The organism is Acinetobacter sp. ANC 4648 (assembly GCF_002135345.1).
GTDB lineage: Bacteria > Pseudomonadota > Gammaproteobacteria > Pseudomonadales > Moraxellaceae > Acinetobacter.
Window position 1 is genome coordinate 91112 of sequence record NZ_NEGI01000002.1, and the last position, 24652, is coordinate 115763.

The window sequence follows — 24652 nt, forward strand, 5'->3', positions numbered from 1 at the left end:
GAGTATAAATAAATGACTAAAATATTTAAGAATTCAATCATCAGTACGCTCATCATAAGCTCAACATTTTTGACAGGCTGTGCCACAGCAACGCTATTAAAAAAAGACAATGGTGTCCGCACTCAAAATGTACAAACCACGTTAATTGACGATAATGTCCTAGCCTTTGGTAAACCAGCTCAAGCGGTTTCAAACTTACCTAATGACAGTATTGTTATTGTCGGTGAAAAAAATAGTTATGTACTTACGCAAGGTGGCGGACGTTTTGCAAAACTTATTTCATCATTAGATGCTAAAAACATTCAAATTACAAAAGACTTAACTTTTTATTCTGCCAATAATGATGGCAATTTTTCTGGTTCATTGCCACTTACTTATGTCAAACTTTCTGAGGATGTAAGCAAAGCAGATCGTGAATTTTTCATTGAAAATGGTGCAGAAGAATGTACAAATTCAAGTGATCATAGATTAAAAGCACAACGCTTTTGCTTTAATCTAAAACTCGCTGGTGTCGTATATCCAGCTGCCAGTAATAGTGCTTCATTTAAAACATTAAGCAAACCTTACCAAATCAGTATTTATACTCGTAAGCAAGTAAAAGATTACTCAAATGCCTCTTCCAAAACTGCCGATAAATTAATACTTTTCCCTTTTGCTGTAGCTTTTGATGTTGTCACCTTACCATTTCAGGCCGTGCATAAAATTTTTGATTAATTAAAGGCTAAACAATCAACTCTAAAACAAGATTCATTACGTGAGTCTTGTTAAATTCATCATAAATGTCTCGTGTAGCGATAGTTGATTAAATTATTTTAAGACTGGCTCTTTTCAGTTTTTATAAAATGGCTTCTTTATCTTAGTTTGAGGTCATGCCTATATTCAATACCTCTACTAGAAAAACCAAAAAGCGTATATTTTTCAATAATACGCTTTTTGGTTTCATGACTGTTTAAATAAGCTTTGCTATAAAAATTATTTCATTTCTGCAAATGTTTCTTTCGCCATTTGCACAGTAAATGCAATATCTTCATCACTATGTGCACTTGAAATAAAGCCTGCTTCAAATGCTGATGGTGCGAGATTTATCCCACGCTTTAACATCCCATGGAAGAATTTTCGAAATGCATCTACATCACATTTTAACATTGAATCAAAACTAGTAATGTCTATTTGGTCGGTAAAATACAAACCAAACATTCCACCAACTTGTTGGGTTTTAAATGCAATTCCAGCTTCATCTGCAACCGCTTGCAGACCTGCAAGAAGTTTCGCCAATTGCGCAGTTAGGTGTTCATAAAAACCATCGATACGTAAATGCTTAAACATTTCAATACCCGCTCGCATTGCCAACGGATTGCCAGACAAAGTGCCCGCTTGATAAACTTTACCCAGTGGAGCAATACATTCCATCACTTCACGTTTACCACCGAAAGCACCCACAGGTAAGCCTGCACCAATAATCTTACCCAAAGTGGTTAAATCTGGTTTTACCCCATAATGTGCTTGAGCACCGCCTAAACCGACACGGAAACCAGTCATCACTTCATCAATAATAAACACTGAACCATGCTCATCACATACATCACGAATTGCTTGAAGGAAACCATCAATTGGTTTAACCAAATTCATATTGCCCGCAACAGGTTCAACAATCACTCCTGCAATTTCTGAACCAAATTTAGCAAAACATTCTTTCAATGTTGCAATGTCATTATATGGAAGGGTTAAAGTGTGTTTAGCAAAATCGGCAGGCACGCCCGCAGATGTTGCCTCTCCTTCACCATTGGTTAACATACCCGAACCAGCTTTGACCAATAGAGAATCTGAATGTCCGTGATAACAACCTTCAAATTTAACAATCTTATCTCGGCCAGTGTAGCCTCGCGCTAAACGAATCGCAGTCATAGTTGCTTCTGTACCTGAATTGGTCATCCGCACCATTTCAATCGAAGGCATTATTTCACAAATAATATCAGCAAGCGTTGTCTCATGAACTGTTGGTGCGCCAAAGCTTAATCCATCAACCGCAGCATCTTGTACGGCTTTAATAATAGCAGGATGCGCATGCCCTAAAATCATCGGCCCCCATGAACCGACATAATCCACATAACGCTTACCATCAACATCATATAAATAAGCACCTTTGGCTTTTTCAATAAAGACTGGTGTACCACCCACACCATTAAACGCACGTACTGGAGAATTCACGCCACCTGGAATATGTTTACTGGCTTGTTTAAATAATTGCTCTTGCTTTGGAGATAAGCTCATGAATTCTCTCTACTCAAATAAAATAATTAATCAATAAAACAAAAACTACAATTAAGCGGTTTTCTCAAATAATTCAGTCCAAGCATTCAGTCGATCTGGAATTGCATTCATTGGCAGCCCCAATATATCACTGATCACTGCACAAAGATCAGCACCTGCTTCAATCACTTCTTTTGAGTTTTCAACCGTTAATCCACCAATAGCGCAGATAGGAACATTCAACTGAGCTTTGGCTTTTTTCAAAGTCTCTAAACCAATATTGCCTGCTTCAGGTTTGGTTTCAGTGGCATAAATTGCACCAAAAGCCACATAAGTTGCACCTTCAGCAATCGCTTTTTCGGCAAGTTCAAGCGAATTCAAACAAGTTCGGCCAATAACCACACCTTGAGGTAAACGTGCTACGGCATCTGCAATCGAACCGTCACTTTGCCCTAAATGCACTCCTAAACCATATTTTTCGGCAAGTTCTAAGTCATCATTGATCACAAAAGGAATACGATATTCGGCACACATCGCTTTCATATATTCAACTTCATAGTACTGATCTTCTTTGGCAACTTTTTTACGACGGTACTGCAAAATAGCAACTTCACGTGTTGCCATTGCACCTTCTAATTTAGCGAGTAAAAGCTCTAAAGGATCATCATTCGTAATTAAATATAAGCCGCGCATTAAACTTCCAAGATCAAAATATTTCTTAAATTATAATATAGTTCTATTTATAATTCTGATTTAACCATCAAAACCAAGCAATATACGGTATCGAGACCTACACTCTAAGAATATTAGATACATCAATTCAATGTAAAAATAGTCTGCGTGCAACAAATTGATAAGACAACTTATGTCGCCTGACTCTAGTGCTGCTGTGACTTTTTTGGCATGATAGATTTAAATAATCAGTGACTAATGATAAATGGCTCAAATGCGTTGGTTAGAACTACTTGCAACAGTTCGTATGGGAAGTAAAAAACAAAACTCAGAACAGGCACGTAGCCCTTTTCATAAAGATTATGACCGCATTATATTTTCGCAAAGTTTTCGACAATTAAACCGAAAAACCCAAGTCCATCCACTCACCCAGCATGATGGTATTCATACTCGTTTAACCCATTCTTTAGAGGTTTCTTGTATTGGACGTTCACTGGGTATGCTGGCGGCTGAAAAAATTAAAGATCATCTCCCTATTTGGATTTCGCCTGCAGATGTTGGCGCAATTATTCAAGCAGCATGTTTAGCACATGACATTGGTAATCCTCCGTTTGGACATGCGGGTGAATATGCAATACGAGAATGGTTTGACGATGTCTCACATACTGGTTTTTTACAAGATTTAAGCCCTGAACAACAGGCTGATGTTCGTCAATTTGAAGGTAATGCACAAGGCTTACGCCTGCTGACTAAAATTGATTACCATCCAAATGATGGTGGTATGCGTTTAACATATGCCACTTTAGGGGCATATTTAAAATACCCTTGGCTATCCAAAACCATTGAGTCTCAAGGGGAAACACCTGCAAGTAACCGTGCTAAATTTGGTTGCTATCAAGCTGAAAGAGAGATTTTAAAAGAAATTGCTGAACAACTGGGGTTAATTAAACTCGGTGAATATCATTATTGTCGTCATCCACTAACGTATCTACTTGAAGCAGCTGATGATATTTGTTATGCCCTTATCGATCTTGAGGATGGCATTATTTTAAATATGCTGAGCTATGAGGAAGTGGAACCGATATTTTTAGATCTGATTGGCGAGTATGCTCGACCCACTGAACTGACGACACCGAATACCACATGGCAGCAAAAAATTGCAGCGCTACGTGGCCGTGTGATGAAGCGTCTCGTCGATGAAGTCACTAGCGCTTTTGCCAAACACCATTTTGAAATTTTATCAGGACAGCTCAAAGGAAGTTTATTGCAATATTGTGCAACGGATATTGAAATTGGGATAGAAAAAGCCAAGAATCTCGCGCGTGAAAAAATTTTTGAACATCCGCAAAAATCTGGTTTAGAAATTATTGCTCATCAAAGTTTACAACATATTTTGGATGCTTTTATTCCACTGACTACTCCAAATAAAACACTCAGTTTTAAAGATCAACGTTTAATGTCGATATTAGATCGTTTTGGTGCACACTTTAATGACAGCCATTATGACAATATTATGCAAACCTTAGATATTGTGAGTAAATTTTCCGACCACCAAGCCTATAACTTAGCGCAAGAGTTACAAGGTAACAAGGTTGGATTCTTTTAAAGCAAGACCATTCTGTAGTGCTAGTAATTACTGAAGCTTCGTTATACTCTCAACAAAATTCATTATTTTTAGATATAAGCTGAAAATTCCTAACAGAATGCTGCTTAAAAATTAACTTTGATATAAGTGAAAAAATTCAATGATCGGATGTCTTATTGGTGAGGTGCTTGCACTCGAAGCACCTACAGTATTGTTAAATGTAAATGGCGTGGGCTATGAAATTGATACGCCATTGTCGACATTTTGCCAATTACAAAAAGGGCAAAAAACCACGCTATGGACGCATTTGGTCGTTCGTGAAGATGCTCAACAATTATTTGGCTTTGCGCAATCACAAGAAAAAACTATTTTCCGTACCTTACTGAAAGTCAACGGTGTAGGTCCACGTATGGCATTGGGTATTTTATCAACATTAAGTGTCGACCTATTGATTCATACTGTTGAACATGAAGATATTAATACGCTGGTGAAAGTTCCAGGTGTCGGCAAAAAAACGGCTGAACGTTTGATGATTGAACTGCGTGACCGCTTCAAAGCCATGGCGACAAGCTCAATGACAGCAAACTCTACTTCTCCGCAAATTCAATTTATTGGAAACTCTGCGGTTGCTGAGGCTGAAGCGGCTTTACAATCTTTAGGCTTTAAGCCCTTAGAAGCACAAAAAATTGTGGCTGCGGCCAAAGGTGATTACACTGAAGCGGCTGATATTATCCGAGCTTCTCTTAAATCAATGAACAAATAAAGATAGATTAAAACACTTATGCAAGACCGTATCATCAGTGGTTCTGAAAAACCTGAAGATCATTTTGATCGTGCCATTCGCCCGACATCTTTGGATGACTATATTGGTCAACCTGTGGTTCGTGAGCAGATGGAAATCTTTATTGGCGCGGCACGTGGCCGTGGCGAAGCACTGGATCATACTTTAATTTTTGGTCCACCGGGTTTAGGAAAAACCACTTTAGCCAATATTATTGCACGTGAAATGGGTGGCAATTTAAAATCCACTTCTGGCCCTGTATTAGAGCGCGCTGGTGATTTAGCGGCAATGCTCACTAATCTTGAAGAAGGTGATGTTCTATTTATTGATGAAATTCATCGTCTTTCACCAGTGATTGAAGAGATTCTTTATCCAGCAATGGAAGATTACCAACTCGACATTATGATTGGTGAAGGTCCCGCAGCACGTTCAATTAAATTGGATTTACCGCCTTTTACCCTCGTCGCTGCCACGACACGCGCAGGTCTATTGACTTCTCCGCTACGTGACCGTTTTGGTATTGTACAGCGTTTAGAATTTTATTCGGTTGAAGACTTAACCCATATTGTGGGGCGTTCCGCACATTTAATGGATTTACCCACTACAGCAGATGGCGCTAAAGAAATTGCGCGCCGGGCTCGTGGTACACCACGTATTGCCAACCGTTTATTGCGTCGCGTACGTGACTATGCACAAGTCAAGGGTACGGGGGAAATCACGCAAGATATGGCACAGCGTGCTTTAGACATGCTCAATGTCGATAAAGATGGTTTAGACACCTTAGACCGTCGTTATTTAAGCATGCTACTGGAACGTTTTGATGGTGGGCCTGCTGGTGTTGAAGCTTTGGCTGCGGCAATGGCAGAAGATTCAGGAACATTAGAAGATGTGATTGAACCATATTTAATTCAACAAGGTTATGCTATGCGCACTGCACGTGGTCGTATTGCAACGAATCAGGCTTATTTACAGTTTGGAATGACACCACCTGAACCTAAATGATATTTCATAAAGTGAGCTTGTAAATCGCAAGCTCACTTTATCAATTTTTCCAGTACTATTTCTTCTTTCAACAATTGATTAAAAATGCGCTTAAATTTTCAACATTTTCTCTATAAAAAATCTAAATCTTTAATTAAATCATTTTTATTAATAAACCATTTCTTAACTCACCCATACTCATCAAAATTTTGTTTAAAACTGGATTCACACTATCTTGGAAATTTTCTGCTAAATTAAAGACCTGAAATTAAATTATTGTTTTTAGAGATTAGATTGCCTTAGTTTTATTCTGTATTTCTATGAAAATTTTATAATCTAAGTAGCAAAATCTTTCGCCTCAACCATAAACCTCATGTCTATTTCTTTAAATTTATTATAGAAAACTTTAAATATTTCAATTTTTGTGCACTAATCTATTGATGATTTTGTGCATCAATTAGTGCCCAATTTGTATCCAACATAACTTTTAATTTGCTTAATCAAACTATCAAAAGATTGTTTTGTTAAATCAAAACTTCTTTTTCCATACTAATACGCTAACCAAGTTGCTAATCCTCCCAAAGCAATAGCAATAATCATCGCCACCCCAAATGACCAAATCGCTGTTGTATCGGTAGAAGAAATATTTAAATCTAAATTAACTTTTTCCCTATTTGACTGTTGTAAGACAACACTTTGTACATTCCGTTCTGGTATTATCACGCCAAAAAAACATAATACTCATTAAAAATCAATATATTAAAAATCAAAAGACCATAAGTTACGCCTCTATATTTGGTCTCTTGTGCCAATTAACAAAAAAAACAGTGTGATAAACTGCAAGCCATTACAGCACTTGCTTCTTAGCTAACTTTCAAAACTATTCAACTGCAAAATTAGCCTAGCAAGCTGCTCAAATACACTATCTAAGTAAGAAATGGAACAGCATCATGGCGAACAAATTTGAATTCCAAATCCGTGTATATATTGAAGATACAGATGCAGGTGGAATTGTTTACCATGCTAACCATATCCGCTTTATGGAGCGTGCGCGTACCGAATGGTTACGTGCTTCTGGTATCCACCATTATTGGCATCAAAAAGATTACAACTTTGTGGTACACAAAATTGCATTGAAATATTCCCGTCCTATACTCATGGATGACTTAATTACGGTCACAGCGAGTGTAGTTTCGTGTAAAGCTACGTCTTTTGTATTGCAACAAAATATTTATCGTGGTGAAATCATGCTTGCTTCTGGCGAGGTGGAGTTGGCATGTATTAGTGCTGAAATGAAACCTTGTAGAATTCCTCACGAAATCCGTGAATTAATTCAAAAAGAATTAGCTCACGAATAAAAATATTATTGGCACATGTAACTATGGCAACACAACTAGAATCCTCACTACACCTATCTGATTTAATTTTACAAGCAAGCCCAGTGGTTCAGCTGGTCATGCTGATTTTAGTATTAGCATCGTTACTGAGCTGGTATCTAATTGCCAAGTTACATATGGGCTATAAAAAAGCCAAACAAGGGGATGATCATTTTCAGAAGATATTCTGGTCTGGTGCAGAGCTCAATACTTTATTTAACAATGCACAGCTCAACTCTAAACGTGAAGGTCTAGAAGATATTTTCTATCAAGGTTTAGGCGAGTTTTTAAAGCTTAAAAAACGTCAAGCAGAAGCTACACCATTGATTGAAGGTACAGAACGTATTTTACGTGTCGGCTTAAGTCGCGACCAAAGTCGTTTAGAAAATGGTTTAAGTGCCCTCGCCAGTATTGGTTCTGTTGCACCTTATATCGGGTTATTCGGTACGGTTTGGGGCATCATGAATGCCTTTATTGGTTTGGCTCAGGTCGATCAAGTCACGTTAGCCACAGTTGCACCGGGTATTGCCGAAGCACTCATTGCAACAGCCATTGGCCTATTTGCTGCAATTCCAGCTGTATTGGCATTTAACCATTACACATCTAAAGGTGAAGAGGTTTATTCTGACCGCGCCTTATTTGCAGAAGAAATGGTGGCGCTATTACAACGTCAGTCTGTGGGAACTACACAGGAAACTGAATAATGGCAATTCAACGTGCTGGACGCTTTGAGCGTATTAAAAAACCTTTAAAAAGTGATATGAATGTCGTGCCCTATATCGACGTAATGTTAGTTTTATTGGTTATTTTCATGGTGACTGCACCCATGATTACAAGTGGCATTAAAGTCGACTTACCACAGGCAAATGCAACTTCGATTGAGTCAAAAGATGCACCTGCTATGGTTTCACTCAATAAAGATGGACTTTATTATTTAGAATATAAAGAACATAAGGGTGAACAATTAGAACTTGCTCAGTTGACTGATATTTTGAAAGAAGCGCAAACTGATGCACAAGCTTCCAATAAAGAATTAAACGTGGTGATCCGTGGTGATAGTTCACGCCCTTATGGGGATGTCATTGCACTTATGTCAAGTTTACAAGATGCTGGTTTAACCCAAGTTGGTTTACTTACAAAATCTGATGAATAAGTTATGAAAGATTTTCAAAAGTCTCCATCTAAAGAAACAGCAATTGCACTTGGATTTACCCTTGGTATCCATGTAGTAGCAATCACGAGCTTACTTTTTCTCGGTTTAAGTAAACCGCCAGAAGCACCCAAACAAATCAAAACTGTATTAATTCGTCCTGAAGACTTAATCCCTCCTGAAGCTAAACCACTTGAACAAACAGATTCCACAGAAACTACCGATGCAAAAGTTGCTGAGGATATTCAACAAACTGCTGAACCACAGCAAAATGCTCCCAAAATCCCAACAGTTGCACCTACACCAGTTGAAGCACCAAAAATTGATATACAAAAAGCGGCAAAAGCAGCCGAACAGAAACTACTCGCAGAACAAGCCGCTTTACTTGCTGCTCAAGCAGTAAAAGACAAAATTGCAGATGCTGCTCGTGCAAAAGCACAAGCTGCCGAAAAAGCGAAAGCAGAAGCAACTGAACAAGCACGTCAAGCCAAAACATCAGCTGAAAAAGCTAAAGCGGAAGCTCTTGTGAAAGCAAAAGTAGCTGAAGCTGAAAAAGCCAATGCTGCAGCTAAAGCACAAGCTGATGCTGCGAATAAAGCTCAAGCTGATGCAGCAAATAAAGCCAAAGCTGATGCAGCAAATAAAGCAAAAGCTGATGCAGCGGAAAAAGCAAAAGCCGATGCAGCAAATAAAGCCAAAGCTGATGCAGCGAATAAAGCTCAAGCTGATGCAGCAAATAAAGCCAAAGCTGATGCAGCAAATAAAGCCAAAGCTGATGCAGCAAATAAAGCCAAAGCTGATGCAGCAAATAAAGCCAAAGCTGATGCAGCAAATAAAGCCAAAGCTGATGCAGCAAATAAAGCCAAAGCTGATGCAGCGGAAAAAGCAAAAGCCGATGCAGCAAATAAAGCCAAAGCTGATGCAGCAAATAAAGCCAAAGCTGATGCAGCAAATAAAGCCAAGACCGATGCAGCGAATAAAGCCAAAGCTGATGCAGCAGAAAAAGCAGAAGCTAAAGAGCGCGCCGAAGCAGAGGCTCAAGCATCTTCAGCGAGAAAAGCTGCCGAAGAAGCTGCTAATAAACGAGCTGAGTTAAAGCAAATTGCTTCAACTGCAAAACGTGATTTTGAAAATAAAGTTAAGAATGCTTGGCGTATGCCATCTGGATCTTCAGGTCAAAAAGCAACTGCTCGTGTCTCACTTACTGACAGCGGTGCGGTTGCGTCAGTGATTGTGAATGCCTCTGACCCTGATGTCAAAGCCAGCATAGAACAAGCGGTTCGCTCAGCTGCACCCTACCCAATGCCATCTGATCCAGATGCCAGACGTGAGGCTCGCAGCTTTACTGCATCATTCACAGTAAAATAATGAATAGAGCTTAAATCTATACACTCTGCTCTGGCAGGGTGTCTTTTTTCTCACAAAATATTTTTTGTTAAGTGCAACATTAAATTCGTTCTCAACATAAATACTAAATGTATGCAGCACTCTTCCTCGTAAAGCATTTCTGCATCTAAATTTATAGAAAAAATATTTAAAATTCATTTTGGCTTCATACTTACATGCTTTATATAGATTAAAATCATGTGATTATGCTAAAAAGTTACACATAGTTAAAAACCATTAATTGAGTACATGACGACCCATGAAAATGATGCCTAAATATCTATTCGGATTGGCAATTATGGCAGCATTTAGTCCTGCTCTAATTACAAGCTCTTATGCCCAACTCCATTTAGAAATTGCCAAAGCACCCGAAAGTGCACCTAAAATTGCAATTATTCCCTTTAGTAATGATTCAGCAATCTATCCAATCATAGAGCAAGATTTAAACCGCTCTGGACGTTTTAGTAGTGCTTCAAAAAACTTACCCGCTACAGCAAGTTTAAACAATGTTAATGCCGAAGCATGGAAAGCCGCAGGCGTACCTTATGTCGTTTTAGGGGATGTAAAACAAAATGCCGATGGTAGTTTGGCGGTTCAATATCAACTCTATGATATTGAAAAACAAAAATTCTTATTGAATGAATTATTGACTGTACCTGCCTCTCGTATTCGTTCAGCAGCACATATGATCAGTGATGAAATATACCAAGCATTAACCGGAATTCAGGGTGATTTTACAGGGCGTATTGCTTATGTATTACGTAATCCAGCGACACCTGAACAACGTTATACGCTGCAAATTGCCGATACGGATGGTGAACAGCCTAAAACAGTTTTAAGTTCACGCGATCCAATTCTATCGCCTGCGTGGACACCTGATGCCAAGAAAATTGCATACGTTTCATTTGAAACTAAACGCCCTGCAATTTATATACAAGATTTATCAACTGGTCAGCGTGAAAAACTAGCTGGCTTCCGTGGTTTAAATGGTGCACCTAGCTTTTCTCCAGACGGGAAAAGTATGTTATTTACTGCGTCAATGCATGACAATCCAGAAATTTACCAAATGAATTTGGAAACACGCCAAGTAAAGCGCATGACCAATGACAGTGCCATTGACACCGAAGCACGTTATGCACCCGATGGAAAATCTTTTATTTTTACTTCTGATCGCGGTGGTTCAGCACAAATTTATCGTTATACCTTTGAAGATGGCTCGACTAAACGCTTAACCTTCCGTGGTGCTTTTAATGCTCGAGGAAGCTTAAGTGCAGATGGTAAATATATCGCACTCGTCCACCGTCCATCTGGTAGTAACTATAAAGTCGCTATTCAAGAAATTTCTACAGGCATTACCAATATTTTAACACCGACTAGTCTGGATGAATCACCAAGCTTCTCTCCAAATGGACAAATGGTGGTTTATGCCACACGTGAAGGTAATCGTGGTTTGCTCGCAATCATGTCTACCGATGGTCGCTTCCGCATGAATCTACCGAGCGAACAAGGTGAGGTTCGTGAACCTGCTTGGGCACCCAAATAAATACAGGAATTATAAAATTCCTGTTCGATTTAAAAAATACGTTATGGAGATAAACAATGAAATCTATTAAATATCTAGCCCTACCTGTACTTGCCGCAAGTTTAATTATGACTGGTTGTGCTAGCCGTAAACCTGCTGCAGAAATTACTACAGGAACCACACCAAATGGCTCAACTACCGTAAATACAGAGGGCTTAAGTGAAGATGCGGCATTAAATGCACAAAATCTTGCTGGTGCATCTGCCAAAGGTGTTACTGCAGAGAATAAAGCATTCTTAGCCAAACGCGTTGTACATTTTGACTATGATAGCAGTGAACTTTCAAATGAAGATTACCAAACACTGCAAGCACACGCGCAGTTCCTTAAAGCAAATGCTAACTCTAAAATAGCTTTAATGGGGCATACCGATGAACGCGGTACCCGTGAATACAACATGGCTTTGGGTGAACGTCGTGCCAAATCTGTTCAAAGCTATTTAGTGACCAATGGCGTGGCTTCAAACCAACTTGAAGCAGTCAGCTATGGTAAAGAAATGCCAATTAATCCAGGACACAATGAAGCGGCTTGGAAAGAAAATCGTCGTGTTGAATTAAACTACGAAGCGGTTCCGCCTTTATTAAAATAAAACCCTGAATCGTAGCAATAAAAAAGCGCTCATTTTTAATGGGCGCTTTTTTATAAATTAATTTTTAGATGATTCTGGCATGGGACTTTGCATAGATTCAATCAGATCATGCTTATTGAATTCTTTGTATTCAGGTTTTGCTTGATATTCTTTCCATGCATCTTTTACATTTTCAACACTAATTTCTTTTAAGTCAATGCCTTCACTTGGTGAGGGTGTCGCCTCAAATTTTTTCGTTGTCATCTTAGTGCTCCTTGTACTTGATGCTTCTATCTTCAACATAGCACTTTCTAAAATACTTGCAAGAGTAAAATCGCGACAAATAACACAGGATAATTTTTATTTTGAGTCGAACTCATCTAAAATAGCCGCATTCTTTAATTTGCTAGAATTTTATTGCTTTTGGAGCACCCCTGATATGTCATATCGCACATTATCCCAGTATTTAGAAGAACAACAAGGGAACCTGACACCTGCACTTGCAGATGTAATTGAAACCATTGCCAATACATGTAAGACCATTGATCTTGCTTTACAAAAAGGTGCATTAGCAGGTGTTTTAGGCAGTGCAGAGCTTGAAAATGTGCAAGGTGAAACCCAAAAGAAACTCGATGTGATTTCCAATGACTATTTAATTGATGCACTTAAAGCGCATAAAAATGTAGGTGGTCTAGCATCTGAAGAACTCGATGACTTCACCCCTGCACAAGAAAATGGCGAATACCTAGTCTTATTTGATCCACTGGATGGTTCAAGTAACATCGACATCAATATGTGTGTTGGTACTATTTTCTCGATTCTTCCTGCAAAAAATGCAGTGACTCAAGCTGAAGACTTTTTCCAAGCGGGCACACAGCAAGCAGCCGCAGGTTATGTTCTTTACGGTCCATCGACCATGATGGCACTGACTGTGGGTGCAGGTACTGACTTCTTTACTTTCGATCCAGAAACTCAGCAATTTTTGCTCACGTCTGAAAACATCCAAGTGGCAGCTGATACACAAGAATATGCCATTAATGCATCAAATCAACGTCACTGGGAAGCGCCAGTAAAACGTTATATTGAAGAATTACAATCAGGTAAAACATCAGTCCGTGAAAAAGACTTTAATATGCGCTGGGTTGCATGTATGGTGGGTGATATTCACCGTATTCTTTGCCGTAGTGGTATTTTCTTATATCCATACGATACTAAAGATCCGAAAAAAGCAGGTCGTCTACGTTTAATGTACGAAGCTAATCCAATGAGTATGCTCATGGAACAGGCTGGCGGCGCCTCTACAACGGGTCGAGTCCGTATCATGGAGATCCAACCTACAGAGCTACACCAACGTGTTCCTGTTATTATTGGCTCTAAAAACGAAGTCGAACTAGCAACTGATTATCACCATTAATTTATAGAATGGGAGTAAGTATTTAAGCTTACTTCCATGGATTATTCTCCCATGCCAGCTTTTTTTCTTGAATCTAAAGATAACCCTAAGATTAAACACTTACGTGGTTTGATTGAACAAAGTTCATTTCGCAAAAAACAACGCCAAACAGTACTTGAAGGTACTCACCTCAGTCTAGCTTGGTTAGCAAAAAATCGTAAAATTAATTCAATTTTCACCACTGAAGTGGCAATGAGTCATCCTGACTTAGAGAAAATTGCTGAATTATATGAAGGCAATATTTTTGTACTCAGTGAATCTTTATATAATGATTTAAGTACCTTAGGCACCTCTTTAGCATGTCTAGCTATTGTTGACTTACCAAGCTCAAGTGAAGCGTTAAACTTTAAAGAAGACACACTGATCCTAGATAACATTCAAGATCCAGGCAATGTCGGTACTTTATTGCGTTCTGCGGCTGCGGCTGGCATTGAACAAGTGGTTTGCACTAAAGGTTCGGCTTCTATTTGGTCTCCACGTGTATTACGTGCAGGCATGGGCGCACATTTTTCTTTACAAACGTATGAAAATATTGCTCTTGAAGATCTTTTAGATAAATTCACTATCCCTGTTTATGTGACTAGCTCTCATCATCAATCAGAAAGCCTTTACTCAAAAAGCTTACGCAAACAGTGCGTTTGGATTCTTGGTAATGAAGGTCAAGGGGTTTCTGAGTTCGCACTTAAGCACGCAGAAGCTGTTTCTATTCCACAGCCAGGTGGTCAAGAGTCATTAAACGTAGCCGTTGCTGGTTCAATTTGTTTCTTTGAAATGGTGCGCCAAAGACTTTAAACCTTAATTTATTGTAATAAGCATCCCTGTACTTAAGTAAATCATTTACACTGATAAAATAGTTGCTTAAGTTGTCAACCGATCATTTATTTTTTACGTTATATACATAATGATTTAAAATAAATGGTGGGTACCCAATGACGGGATTTTCCATCTCTATGGATTTAGCACCAAAGCAGTCACAGTCGGAAAAAGTCAGTACCCAAGCGAGTACCGTTGAACAACGCCTGAAATATTTCATGCAAGATGTGACTGGACGTGCCTTAGTCATGATGGAAAGTGCGACTCAAGGTCACAATGGTATTGCCATGGACTTAGTACAGGAAGCTTTTATTTCCTTACACAAATCTTATTCAGCAAAAAATACCGAAGAATGGTATCCCCTGTTCTACACTATTTTAAATAATAAATTACAAGATTGGCGTCGTAAAGAAGCGCGTAGGGCATCGCCTTTTTCACTATTTAGGAAAATTGATTTAAATAATGATGATGAAGAAGCATTTGATATCATTGATGAATCCACCCCAAACCCTTTAAATTTATTAGCTCAGGAAGTTGCCATTGAAGAAATTCAAGCAGCAATAAATAAACTTCCCGTGCGTCAACAACAAGCTTTTATGCTTCGTGCTTGGGAAGGATTTGACACTCAAACAACAGCACAAATTATGAACTGTAGTGAAGGTAGTGTAAAAACACATTATCATCGTGCAATACAAGGTTTAAGAACTCATTTATCTCATTTAAATCCTGTTATGGGAGAATCATCTGATGAATCATGAAGATTTCACACACCAAGTGACCTCTAAGCTTGATGGTCTTGCAAAGAATCACCGAAACAAAGCTGTAGTGATGAGCAATGTCTTGGATCATATTCATGAAAAGCCAACCAATCGGTTCAGCTCATGGAAAATGACCGGTTTTGCACTTGCTGCAGCCATTACAGGCTTTGTTGTATTACCAAACGTTATGCAACTGAATGAAAAACCACATTCACAACAAGTCATTATGAGTCCAAAACTTTCACCACAAATGATGGAAGATCTTGAAATGATATCTGTATTTGGCGAGGACACAACAATCCATGGCAGCTAAAAAATTAGCTTTAGCTTTTTGTGCAATTGGTTTTTTACAGACTAGTTTCGCAGGTTTTGAACGTTTTTGGATTTTTTCTAAAGATGCGAACAGTCAAGTCAATGAAACATGGGATGCTCTGTCGAATGCAGAACAACGTGCGCTGATTAAGCGCTACCAAAATTTAAAAGAAATCCCAGAAGAACAAAGTGTTGCACTACAGCAGCGGATGGACTGGTTTACTCAACTGCCTGAACAGGAAAAAGAAAAAATGCGTGAAGCTTGGCAACAAATGAGCTCACTAGAACGCAATGAATTACGCAAAAAAATGCAGAAAGCCACAACTACGGAACAGCGCGCCGATATTCGAGAACAATATATTCAAAAATATGTACAAGGCCCAATTACATCTCATTAAACATATAAAAATCGCTAAAGCTTATTAAAGTATTTTAAAATACTATTCTTCTAAATCAAAAAATAGCCATATAGTTTAGTTTTTATATAGATTATGGCTACTGAACTTACTATTCAATCACACATACCTCCAATTGAATTTTTAATAAATACACGATTATATCCATGTAATATTCTAGTCTAGTAAAAGCAATATTTTCGACTCTAGATTTAAAAAATGAGAAAGCCCAGTAAAACTGGGCTTATGTATCTATATGAGTATTATAGATAATCACCTTCGCGCTCAGGCTGATAGAGCACTTTTTCAATTTTTACTTTCATGATATGCCCATCAGGTTGTGGCCATTCAATTTCCTGCCCCTCTGCCAAACCTAAAATAGCAGCACCAATTGGCGCAACGACATTGACCTGCCCCTTATCCCCTTTAAAATCATGTGGGTAAACCAATGTAATTTCTGTTGGTTCTTTTGCTGGAGCAATTGTAATCAATACTTTTGCATTCATGCTGACAACATTTTCAGGAATATCTTTAGGCTCAACAACTGTAGCTCGTGCAAGCTCATCTTCTAAATGCTCCATGGTCGGAGTCAATTTAGTTTGATGTTCCAGCATTGTTTCTAAACGATGTAAATCCTGTGAAGAAATAATAATATTCGGTTTAGCCATCGATATGACTCCTTAAACTAAATGCATCTTAATATGTGCAACGGCATGTTGTTGTTATTTCTCATCTCTAATTCTTTATAACAGAAATAGGCTTATGTGTATCTTACTTTGTATTCCCAATATTATAAAAAAAGCCCCCATGAGGGGCCTCTTTAAAGTCAGAACTTAGTGTGCGTAAACAGGGAATTTAGCACAAACAGCCGACACTTTTTCTTTCACAGTATTAATGACAGCTTCATCACCTTTACTATCTAAAATATCAGCGATCCAACCAGCAAGCTCACGAACTTCAGCTTCACCGAAGCCACGCGTTGTTACCGCAGGCGTACCAATACGAATACCTGAAGTGACAAATGGAGAACGTGGATCATTTGGTACAGCATTTTTGTTCACAGTAATGTGAGCAGCACCCAACCATGCATCCGCTTCTTTACCTGTTACATCTTGTTTAATTAAAGACAATAAGAACAGGTGATTTTCAGTACCACCAGAAACGATATCATAACCGCGGTTTATTAATACTTCAGCCATGGCCTGAGCATTTACAATCACTTGTTTTTGATATTCTTTGTATTCTGGAGTCATTGCTTCTTTAAAGCAGATTGCTTTAGCAGCAATCGCATGCACCAATGGACCACCTTGGTTACCAGGGAATACCGCAGATTGAAGTTTTTTCTCAATCTCTTCATTCGCTTTCGCAAGGATTAAACCAGAACGCGGACCACGCAGCGTTTTATGAGTCGTTGTTGTTGTTACGTCAGCAATTTGTACTGGGCTTGGGTAAACACCCGCAGCAACTAAACCAGCAACATGCGCCATATCTACAAAAAGATATGCGCCAACTTTATCCGCGATATCACGGAAACGCTGCCAATCTACAATTTGGCTATACGCAGAGAAACCAGCAACAATCATACGTGGCTTATGCTCAAGGGCTAAACGCTCAACTTCTGCATAATCGATTTCGCCAGTTTCAATATTTAAACCATATTGAATCGCATTATATGTTTTACCAGAGAAGCTAACTTTCGCACCGTGAGTCAAGTGACCACCATGAGCCAAGCTCATACCTAAAACGGTATCACCAGGATTAAGAAGCGCTAAGTAAACAGCTGAATTCGCTTGTGAACCTGCATGTGGTTGAACGTTTGCATAATCTGCACCAAACAACGCTTTAGCACGGTCAATCGCTAATTGTTCAATGACATCTACATATTCACAACCGCCATAATAGCGTTTGCCTGGGTAGCCTTCCGCATATTTGTTTGTAAGTTTTGATCCTTGAGCTTCCATTACTGCCGGTGAGCAATAGTTTTCAGAAGCAATCAGTTCGATGTGCGCTTCTTGGCGAGCATCTTCCTTTGTGATTGCTTGAGCGATTTCTGGATCAAATTCTGCAACTGAGATATTGGCAAACATTAGCGAGGTCCTATATATGTAGGGCTTTTAAGCCGTGCTAAGATTGCGCACATTGTAACATGAACTTTCTGATTAAACAGAATGAAGTTTATTCAGTTTCATATAAAAATAGCTCAAGCTTTAAAAACCTGAGCTATTTAATGCAAACTCACTTATCGCGCTGAAAGCATCCCTTTTGCATCAGCCACAATATTGTCAATATTCAGTGCATATGCGGTGCTGTGATCCCAGCTTGGATTGGTAATATAATTCACTTGCGTCCCAAAAGCTTGAGCGGTTGCATTCAAAGCATTGGTTGCAATGATCGGAACTGTTGTATCTGCGCCCCCCTGATAAATAGTAATCGGCGTCTTGATTTGCACTTTCAGAGGCTGCGAATCTATATCAAGGAAAGTTTTGACTAGAGGCAAGCTCATAAATCCATCCGTAGTACGTGGATAACCATTTAATGTGCCATTCATTGCAGCATACTGCCCCATCGCCACACCAAATTGTTTGCCAAGCGTATCAAAACAAACTGATTCTGCATGTTGAGCAATCTGATCGGTTGGAGATTTAAAAATTTGACTATATGTAAGATTCGGATTGGTGTTTTTCAAGCCTGCAGTGATCAGTGCAGTAAAAGTATCTAATGATGCATAGACAGGAATTTGTGCCGCTGGCGGCGCACTCGCCACTGATAGTTCACCTGCACTTAAAATCAATCCCAGATGTGAAGCTGGTGCTACAGCTACAGTTCCTTTGTAATCTAAATTAGCCCGTGCTGCATATTGCGCTGCACCCAAAGCGGCTTGCCCACCTTGAGAATGACCAACAGTCACCCATTTTGATGAGGCTTTATTCCCTAGCCAATTACGTGTCGCAACAACTGCATCAGTAATAGAGTATCCTTCACTTTTTAAATTTAGGAATGGATGTAATTCCTTATCTCCAGGCTCACCCAAACCTTCATAATCAGGTGCAACAACAACATAGCCCAGTGCCAAAAATTTAGCAATCATACTTTGAACGGCAGGATTGATAACATTACGACTTGGTGCACATACATCTGCTACCCCCGTAGTCCCATGTGCCCACGCAACAATCGGCCAACCTCCTGCTGGAGCAGCTGTTTTAGGGGTAAAGACCAAAGATGTTGCCAGTACTTCAGTACCGCTTATACCTTTCATTTTATAGGTCATAACAACACTATCAGCAGCAACAGCAGACATATCAGTCAAAGAATATGCTGCAGGCGTACCAACCACTGGATTTTGAATATGATTCACATCTATATTGGCGGATGGAGGTCGCTCTGTATCATTATTGCTGTCATTACATGCCGTTAAAATTAAACCTGAACTAAGCATAAGAACCGTGAGTACATTTTTTTTCATATGATTTTTCCTTAAACCGAACTTTTACTATTGTTGTTTATAAAGTATCGGAACGAGTTATTTTCGTTCATGGTCAATATTTACGCAAAAAATTAAACTATAGCAAGTGAATTATTGAATATTTTTAGCCAAGTGATCCGACACTCAGACTTTATTTATAAATGATATTCAATTTAAAACTCCACTTCTTTTTCTTCATTAAGTTTATCTCAAAAGAGCAAATTCATCTTAGAGTATAAATAAGATGATTATTTATCCATCTACTCCAACAAAAATAGAAAAAATGCATAATTTTTTGATTTTAATTTGAAACATTTATATGTCAGAGGTACATTGGCAACACTTTACTCTTGCTTTGGAGCAGGTCATGCAAGCCATCATCCTCGATACTGAAACACATACGCTAAATGGATTGCCCATCGAGATTGCATATGCACCTATTCAAATCGAAGCAGGTAAACTCAGTCTAGATCGCAGTCAAATGTTTGATCAACTCTATAGTATTGGTGATGAAAAAATTTCGTACGCCTCTATGGCGGTGCATCATATTTTAGAAGCAGAAATTGCAAATCAGCCTAATTTTAGCAGCTTCACTTTACCCAATGAAACAATCTATATTATTGGACATAACATTGATTATGATATTCGGGCTATTCAACAGTGCGGCGTAGATACATCTCATATTAAAGCTATTTGCACACTAGCTTTGGCGCGTTTAGTTTGGCCAGATGCTGAAGCACATAATATTTCTGCACTTATTTATATGATTAGTAAAGGCAGTGAAAAAGCCCGTGAAATGCTCAAAGGTGCACATCGTGCCGATGCAGACATTATTTTGACTGCAAATATTTTAATGCACATTATTCATAAACTGAATATTCAAACTATTGAAGAATTATTTGAAGCTTCTGAAGATGCTCGTATTCCACGTACCATTAATTTTGGTAAGCACCGTGGTACAGCAATTGCTGATCTTCCTTCTGACTATATAAATTGGCTATTTCGACAAGAAGAACTTGACCCATATTTGCGTAAAGCACTAGAAAATACAAAGTAATTAGAATCTTAAGCTTATGAATTGTAATATTAACTACATAAAAGTGTAATTTTTACACATTACTATGCATGATTAATTTATTGTGGGGTTGAAATTAATCATGCAAAAATATTACAAAACACAACTTGGCCTAGATGCCTTAAAAAATAGAACTTTAGCTCTTAATGCACGGCAACGACGTCTTTTACTATTGATTGGCACTGAAGACTTTCAGCGTATGAATGAGTTAATCAAACGCTCACTTGCCCCAATTGAAATGCTGACACAACTTAAAGACATGGGATTAATTGATGACGACCTAACCAATGACATTTATTCGTTTAAAAATGAAAAACTTATTTCAGAAATAAATCTATACAGTGAAACAAAACAAAAAACTGTAGAAGCAACGTTCATAAATACCCAATCGCCGTCAAGCATGGGGATTTCTCAAATTATACACGCTCCCTGCATTCCAGAATCTACTGAAAATTTAGTGCCACTTACATTTAATGAAATGAAGCAGCTTATGCAAACCCTACTACATCAGCATTGCGGATTGATGGCAAAACAATTAATTAATCGAATCAACTCGACTCAAACTTTAACTGAGCTCAAACCATGTCAAATGCAATGGCTTACTGCATTGCAAGAAACTCGAATCTCCCCGATTGAACTCAATAAGAGTATGCAACGCATTAATCATTCGATACAGCATTTAAACCTTTCTTAGCTATTTCAAAGATTGTAATTGCCTAACCCAAAGTAATAAATTTTAATGAACAATACAATTTTAAAGTTTATTAAAATAAATATATTAAAAATCATTATTATCAATAAAAATTCAACTTACCAAGACTTCAGATGTGCCATCTTCAACAGTTTTTAGAAAATTTTGATCAGCAAACACATCAAATAAATATTGAAAAAGCCCACATGTCTGTGAGCTTTTTGGGTTGGATGGCTAGTGCTTATTTTTTATTTGAAGATCATCTTACAAATTCAACAAGCCGTCATTGATCCGTCCAACTAAAGAGTAGAATCTTCTCGATCTACTATGAGTTAAATATAATCCAATCCAGCAGTAGCATCAAGATGTCATTACAATTGTGAACAGATATCCAAAGTAATTATTCTTGATCTATTGTTTCAGGTGCGAAATAATAATTGGCTGAAAAAGATAACTCACTCAATCAGAATATAATAAAAACATAAGCCATTTATTTTAAATAATAAAATATTACTCAATTAAAATTTAGAAACATGAATTCTGAATTAAAATAATTATTTTTAATCAATGGTACGGCCAGCGGGACTCGAACCCACGCCACAGGCTTCGGAAACCTGTACTCTATCCAGTTGAGCTATGGCCGCTTCTAGTAAGTGCGCACATCATAACAAAAAAAATCAGAAGGTAAAGCAAATATCAATTATTTAGCAACACTCTTGTTCAAGCTTTATACAGCGTTCTTTATTTGAAACAGATAATTCCGTGAAGCACGCTTGGTTTATTGCGTAAGATCACTCACAATATACTCACTATTAACCAAGTGAGTACTTCATGACTGATGCATTGACGTTAAGAGATTTGTCTAAGACATATCGGAATGGCTTTCAAGCGCTCAAAAGCATTGATTTAACTGTTCCCGAAGGTGAGTTCTATGCTCTTCTCGGTCCAAATGGCGCTGGCAAATCCACAACGATTAGTATCATCAGCTCTTTGACACGTAAAACTTCGGGGACAGTAGAAATTTTTGGGCACAACTTAGACACTCACCCATCACGTGCCAAGCAATGTTTAGGTGTTGTTCCACAGGAATTTAACTTTGGCCAATTTGAAAAAATCTTTGATATTTTGGTAACTCAAGCGGGTTATTACGGTATTCCTAAAAAAATTGCCGAACAACGGGCCGAACTTTATTTAGAAAAATTAGGCTTGTGGGAAAAACGTTATGTTCAAGCACGCATGCTCTCAGGTGGGATGAAACGTCGCTTAATGATTGCCCGCGCCATGATGCATGAACCTAAATTACTCATTCTAGATGAACCTACAGCGGGCGTAGATATTGAACTACGTCGCTCAATGTGGGATTTCCTTACAGAAATGAATGAGCAAGGTACCTCTATTATTCTTACCACACATTATTTAGAAGAAGCAGAAATGCTGTGTCGTCGTATTGCGATTATTGATCGTGGTGTGATTAAAGAAGACACCACGATGAAGGCCTTCCTAAATCAGCTGAATGAAGAATCTTTTATTTTTGATTTAAAAAATCCAATTGAACCCTTTTACCTTGACATTATTGGGGTCAAATTCAATTTAATTGATCCAGTCACTTTAGAAGTTACCATGGATAAAGGTCATACTTTAAATGACCTATTCCAACTTTTAGAAGCTCAAGGGATTGGTGTAACCAGCATGCGAAATAAATCCAGTCGTTTAGAAGAACTATTTGTAAAAATGGTTGAAAAGAACCTTGATGGAGCAGCGCAATGAACTTTATCCAACTCAGAATTGCGTTATTCACCTTAGTCCAAAAAGAAATTCGCCGCTTTATGCGCATTTGGCCACAAACCTTACTACCGCCTGCGATTACCATGAGTTTGTACTTTGTAATCTTCGGTAATTTAGTTGGATCACGCATTGGACAAATGGGTGGCTTTAGCTATATGCAGTTCATTGTCCCAGGTTTAATTATGATGGCCGTGATCACCAATAGTTATGCCAATGTATCGTCAAGTTTCTTTAGTGCCAAATTTCAAAAAAGTATTGAAGAACTGATCATGAGTCCAGTCCCGTTACACTTAGTCCTTTGGGGTTATGTAATTGGTGGCGTCTGTCGTGGTGTATTGGTGGGTGCCATTGTCACTGCAATGAGCCTATTCTTTACAGACTTAAGTATTCATAATATTTTTGTGACCATTTACACGGTCATTGTGACCTCTTTATTATTCTCATTAGGCGGCTTAATCAATGCAGTTTATGCCAAATCTTTTGATGATATTTCAATTATCCCGACATTTGTATTAACACCACTAACGTATTTAGGTGGTGTATTTTATGCAATTAGTTCATTAAGCCCTTTTTGGCAAAATCTCTCTTTAATAAATCCGATTGTATATATGGTAAATGCCTTTCGTTTCGGCATTTTAGGGCACAGTGATGTGAATGTTTCATTCTCGCTAAGCATTATTACCCTATGTTGTGTGGCACTGTATGGCATTGCCTACTATTTACTTTCTCGTGGTGAAGGAATGCGTGAATAATGACTGTAGAACTCTCTTTATTGGGTAAAGAAACCGATTACCCAAGTACATATCAACCCGAAATTTTATTTCCCATTGCACGGCTACCAGCACGTGAAAATTACGCACAGATTGAAGGTATCTATAAAGGCAAAGATTGGTGGCATGTCTTTGAAATCTCTTGGCTTAATACCAAGGGTATTCCTCAAGTTGCAATTGGTCGTATTACACTACCAGCAGCATCACCAAACCTAATTGAATCAAAATCATTAAAGCTCTACTTTAATAGTATGAACTTCACACAGTTTGATTCTAAAGCGGATTTTATTCGTACAGTTGAAAAAGATTTATCCAAAACTGCTGAATCTGAAGTTAAATTGGACTTATTTCAGGTGGATGATTTAGCCATTAGTCAACCGCAGGGTATATGTTTAGATAATCAAGAACCTGACTGTCTAGTCAATCATCCTGATGCCAGCTTATTAAGCCTTGATCAAAATGCCCAAGAGCTAGAAGTTCAAATGTATTCCCACCTCTTACGCAGTAATTGCCCTGTTACAGGACAACCAGATTGGGGTACAGTTTTTATTCGCTACCAAGGTAAAAAACCTTGTTATCGCAGTGTTTTAGCTTATATTATCTCGTATCGTCAGCATAATGGTTTTCACGAACAATGTGTGGAACAAATTTTTGCTGATATTTGGCAAAATTTAAAGCCAACAAAGCTGATGGTATATGCAACTTATACACGTCGTGGCGGATTAGATATTAATCCATGTCGTGTATCAGATGAATCATGGATGCCAAGCCCAATTCGATTGGCACGACAATAAGATAAAACATTGAG

The 24652-nt window shown here is 38.3% G+C and carries 27 protein-coding genes and 1 tRNA gene; 20 read left to right on the plus strand and 8 right to left on the minus strand.

All coding sequences use genetic code 11. From position 1 onward, the window contains the following. Nucleotides 1–12 precede the first annotated feature (12 nt). Complete coding sequence (locus B9T27_RS03565; RefSeq protein ID WP_086205492.1) at nucleotides 13–714, plus strand: hypothetical protein; 702 nt, start codon at nucleotides 13–15, stop codon at nucleotides 712–714. A 258-nt stretch (nucleotides 715–972) separates the two neighbouring features. Here the strand turns inward: B9T27_RS03565 and hemL are convergent, their stop codons facing one another. Both hemL and thiE read right to left on the minus strand, forming a co-directional pair. Further along, the gene (gene hemL / locus B9T27_RS03570) at nucleotides 973–2271 is read right to left on the minus strand and encodes a glutamate-1-semialdehyde 2,1-aminomutase (RefSeq protein WP_086205493.1); all 1299 of its coding nucleotides are present in this window, start codon (nucleotides 2269–2271) and stop codon (nucleotides 973–975) included. A 51-nt stretch (nucleotides 2272–2322) separates the two neighbouring features. After that, the gene (thiE, locus tag B9T27_RS03575) at nucleotides 2323–2943 is read right to left on the minus strand and encodes a thiamine phosphate synthase (RefSeq protein ID WP_086205494.1); all 621 of its coding nucleotides are present in this window, start codon (nucleotides 2941–2943) and stop codon (nucleotides 2323–2325) included. A gap of 244 nt (nucleotides 2944–3187) precedes the next feature. On the opposite strand from thiE, the gene B9T27_RS03580 reads away from it, so the two are divergent. The 3 genes from B9T27_RS03580 to ruvB all read left to right on the plus strand — a co-directional run bounded on the left by B9T27_RS03580 (nucleotide 3188) and on the right by ruvB (nucleotide 6290). Beyond that, nucleotides 3188–4528, plus strand: a complete 1341-nt coding sequence (locus B9T27_RS03580) for a deoxyguanosinetriphosphate triphosphohydrolase (protein ID WP_086205495.1) — start codon at nucleotides 3188–3190, stop codon at nucleotides 4526–4528. A gap of 139 nt (nucleotides 4529–4667) precedes the next feature. After that, complete coding sequence (gene ruvA, locus B9T27_RS03585; RefSeq protein WP_086205496.1) at nucleotides 4668–5270, plus strand: Holliday junction branch migration protein RuvA; 603 nt, start codon at nucleotides 4668–4670, stop codon at nucleotides 5268–5270. 18 nt (nucleotides 5271–5288) lie between these two features. Next, nucleotides 5289–6290 (plus strand): Holliday junction branch migration DNA helicase RuvB, encoded by a 1002-nt coding sequence (gene ruvB / locus B9T27_RS03590; RefSeq protein ID WP_086205497.1) that lies wholly within the window; start codon nucleotides 5289–5291, stop codon nucleotides 6288–6290. Between the two features lie 528 nt (nucleotides 6291–6818). On the opposite strand, the gene B9T27_RS14940 is transcribed toward ruvB, so the two are convergent. Further along, the gene (locus B9T27_RS14940) at nucleotides 6819–6992 is read right to left on the minus strand and encodes a hypothetical protein (RefSeq protein ID WP_213033007.1); all 174 of its coding nucleotides are present in this window, start codon (nucleotides 6990–6992) and stop codon (nucleotides 6819–6821) included. A gap of 227 nt (nucleotides 6993–7219) precedes the next feature. Here B9T27_RS14940 and ybgC point away from each other — a divergent pair, with 227 nt between their 5' ends. The 6 genes from ybgC to pal all read left to right on the plus strand — a co-directional run bounded on the left by ybgC (nucleotide 7220) and on the right by pal (nucleotide 12350). Next, entirely contained in the window at nucleotides 7220–7627 is a 408-nt protein-coding gene (gene ybgC / locus B9T27_RS03600; RefSeq protein ID WP_086205498.1) for a tol-pal system-associated acyl-CoA thioesterase, read from the plus strand. 23 nt (nucleotides 7628–7650) lie between these two features. Further along, nucleotides 7651–8349, plus strand: coding sequence for a protein TolQ (gene tolQ / locus B9T27_RS03605; RefSeq protein ID WP_086205499.1), 699 nt, complete (start codon nucleotides 7651–7653; stop codon nucleotides 8347–8349). Beyond that, nucleotides 8349–8798, plus strand: a complete 450-nt coding sequence (gene tolR, locus B9T27_RS03610) for a protein TolR (protein ID WP_086205500.1) — start codon at nucleotides 8349–8351, stop codon at nucleotides 8796–8798. Before tolQ ends, tolR begins: the two co-directional genes overlap by 1 nt. 3 nt (nucleotides 8799–8801) lie before the next feature. Further along, nucleotides 8802–10163 (plus strand): cell envelope integrity protein TolA, encoded by a 1362-nt coding sequence (gene tolA / locus B9T27_RS03615; RefSeq protein ID WP_086205501.1) that lies wholly within the window; start codon nucleotides 8802–8804, stop codon nucleotides 10161–10163. Nucleotides 10164–10440: 277 nt separating this feature from the next. After that, a complete protein-coding gene (gene tolB, locus B9T27_RS03620) occupies nucleotides 10441–11724 on the plus strand; it encodes a Tol-Pal system beta propeller repeat protein TolB (RefSeq protein WP_086205502.1) in 1284 nt (427 codons plus the stop codon). Between the two features lie 56 nt (nucleotides 11725–11780). Continuing rightward, nucleotides 11781–12350, plus strand: a complete 570-nt coding sequence (gene pal, locus B9T27_RS03625) for a peptidoglycan-associated lipoprotein Pal (RefSeq protein ID WP_086205503.1) — start codon at nucleotides 11781–11783, stop codon at nucleotides 12348–12350. A gap of 57 nt (nucleotides 12351–12407) precedes the next feature. Here pal and B9T27_RS03630 read toward each other — a convergent pair whose 3' ends face one another. Beyond that, the gene (locus B9T27_RS03630) at nucleotides 12408–12593 is read right to left on the minus strand and encodes an NF038105 family protein (protein ID WP_086205504.1); all 186 of its coding nucleotides are present in this window, start codon (nucleotides 12591–12593) and stop codon (nucleotides 12408–12410) included. A gap of 175 nt (nucleotides 12594–12768) precedes the next feature. Here B9T27_RS03630 and B9T27_RS03635 point away from each other — a divergent pair, with 175 nt between their 5' ends. The 5 genes from B9T27_RS03635 (at nucleotide 12769) to B9T27_RS03655 (ending at nucleotide 16063) form a co-directional block, all read left to right on the plus strand. Beyond that, complete coding sequence (locus tag B9T27_RS03635) at nucleotides 12769–13743, plus strand: class 1 fructose-bisphosphatase (protein WP_086205505.1); 975 nt, start codon at nucleotides 12769–12771, stop codon at nucleotides 13741–13743. Nucleotides 13744–13794: 51 nt separating this feature from the next. Next, nucleotides 13795–14574 (plus strand): TrmH family RNA methyltransferase, encoded by a 780-nt coding sequence (locus tag B9T27_RS03640; RefSeq protein WP_086205506.1) that lies wholly within the window; start codon nucleotides 13795–13797, stop codon nucleotides 14572–14574. Nucleotides 14575–14732: 158 nt separating this feature from the next. Further along, nucleotides 14733–15353: an RNA polymerase sigma factor gene (locus B9T27_RS03645; RefSeq protein ID WP_171263332.1), complete on the plus strand. Its 621-nt coding sequence runs from the start codon at nucleotides 14733–14735 to the stop codon at nucleotides 15351–15353. Then, nucleotides 15343–15666, plus strand: a complete 324-nt coding sequence (locus tag B9T27_RS03650) for a hypothetical protein (RefSeq protein WP_086205508.1) — start codon at nucleotides 15343–15345, stop codon at nucleotides 15664–15666. Before B9T27_RS03645 ends, B9T27_RS03650 begins: the two co-directional genes overlap by 11 nt. Then, the gene (locus B9T27_RS03655; protein ID WP_086205509.1) at nucleotides 15656–16063 is read left to right on the plus strand and encodes a DUF3106 domain-containing protein; all 408 of its coding nucleotides are present in this window, start codon (nucleotides 15656–15658) and stop codon (nucleotides 16061–16063) included. Before B9T27_RS03650 ends, B9T27_RS03655 begins: the two co-directional genes overlap by 11 nt. 260 nt (nucleotides 16064–16323) lie before the next feature. Here B9T27_RS03655 and rnk read toward each other — a convergent pair whose 3' ends face one another. The 3 genes from rnk to B9T27_RS03670 form a co-directional block, all read right to left on the minus strand. Then, complete coding sequence (gene rnk / locus B9T27_RS03660; RefSeq protein ID WP_086205510.1) at nucleotides 16324–16728, minus strand: nucleoside diphosphate kinase regulator; 405 nt, start codon at nucleotides 16726–16728, stop codon at nucleotides 16324–16326. A gap of 165 nt (nucleotides 16729–16893) precedes the next feature. After that, complete coding sequence (glyA, locus tag B9T27_RS03665) at nucleotides 16894–18147, minus strand: serine hydroxymethyltransferase (protein WP_086205511.1); 1254 nt, start codon at nucleotides 18145–18147, stop codon at nucleotides 16894–16896. Between the two features lie 152 nt (nucleotides 18148–18299). Next, a complete protein-coding gene (locus B9T27_RS03670; RefSeq protein WP_086205512.1) occupies nucleotides 18300–19523 on the minus strand; it encodes an alpha/beta hydrolase family protein in 1224 nt (407 codons plus the stop codon). A gap of 367 nt (nucleotides 19524–19890) precedes the next feature. On the opposite strand from B9T27_RS03670, the gene B9T27_RS03675 reads away from it, so the two are divergent. Then, nucleotides 19891–20580: a putative quorum-sensing-regulated virulence factor gene (locus B9T27_RS03675; RefSeq protein WP_086205937.1), complete on the plus strand. Its 690-nt coding sequence runs from the start codon at nucleotides 19891–19893 to the stop codon at nucleotides 20578–20580. A 100-nt stretch (nucleotides 20581–20680) separates the two neighbouring features. Next, nucleotides 20681–21292 (plus strand): hypothetical protein, encoded by a 612-nt coding sequence (locus B9T27_RS03680; RefSeq protein WP_086205513.1) that lies wholly within the window; start codon nucleotides 20681–20683, stop codon nucleotides 21290–21292. Between the two features lie 565 nt (nucleotides 21293–21857). Here the strand turns inward: B9T27_RS03680 and B9T27_RS03685 are convergent. Beyond that, a tRNA-Arg gene (locus B9T27_RS03685) sits at nucleotides 21858–21933 on the minus strand. Between the two features lie 187 nt (nucleotides 21934–22120). Here B9T27_RS03685 and B9T27_RS03690 point away from each other — a divergent pair. Genes B9T27_RS03690 through queF form a run of 3 tightly spaced genes read left to right on the plus strand, consistent with a single transcriptional unit; the run spans nucleotide 22121 to nucleotide 24638 of the window. Next, nucleotides 22121–23056 carry an ABC transporter ATP-binding protein gene (locus B9T27_RS03690; protein WP_086205514.1) on the plus strand — a complete coding sequence of 312 codons (936 nt, stop codon included), beginning with the start codon at nucleotides 22121–22123 and terminating at the stop codon, nucleotides 23054–23056. Beyond that, entirely contained in the window at nucleotides 23053–23826 is a 774-nt protein-coding gene (locus B9T27_RS03695; protein WP_086205515.1) for an ABC transporter permease, read from the plus strand. Before B9T27_RS03690 ends, B9T27_RS03695 begins: the two co-directional genes overlap by 4 nt. After that, nucleotides 23826–24638 (plus strand): NADPH-dependent 7-cyano-7-deazaguanine reductase QueF, encoded by an 813-nt coding sequence (gene queF / locus B9T27_RS03700; RefSeq protein WP_086205516.1) that lies wholly within the window; start codon nucleotides 23826–23828, stop codon nucleotides 24636–24638. The genes B9T27_RS03695 and queF overlap by 1 nt, the downstream gene beginning before the upstream one ends. Nucleotides 24639–24652 lie beyond the last annotated feature (14 nt).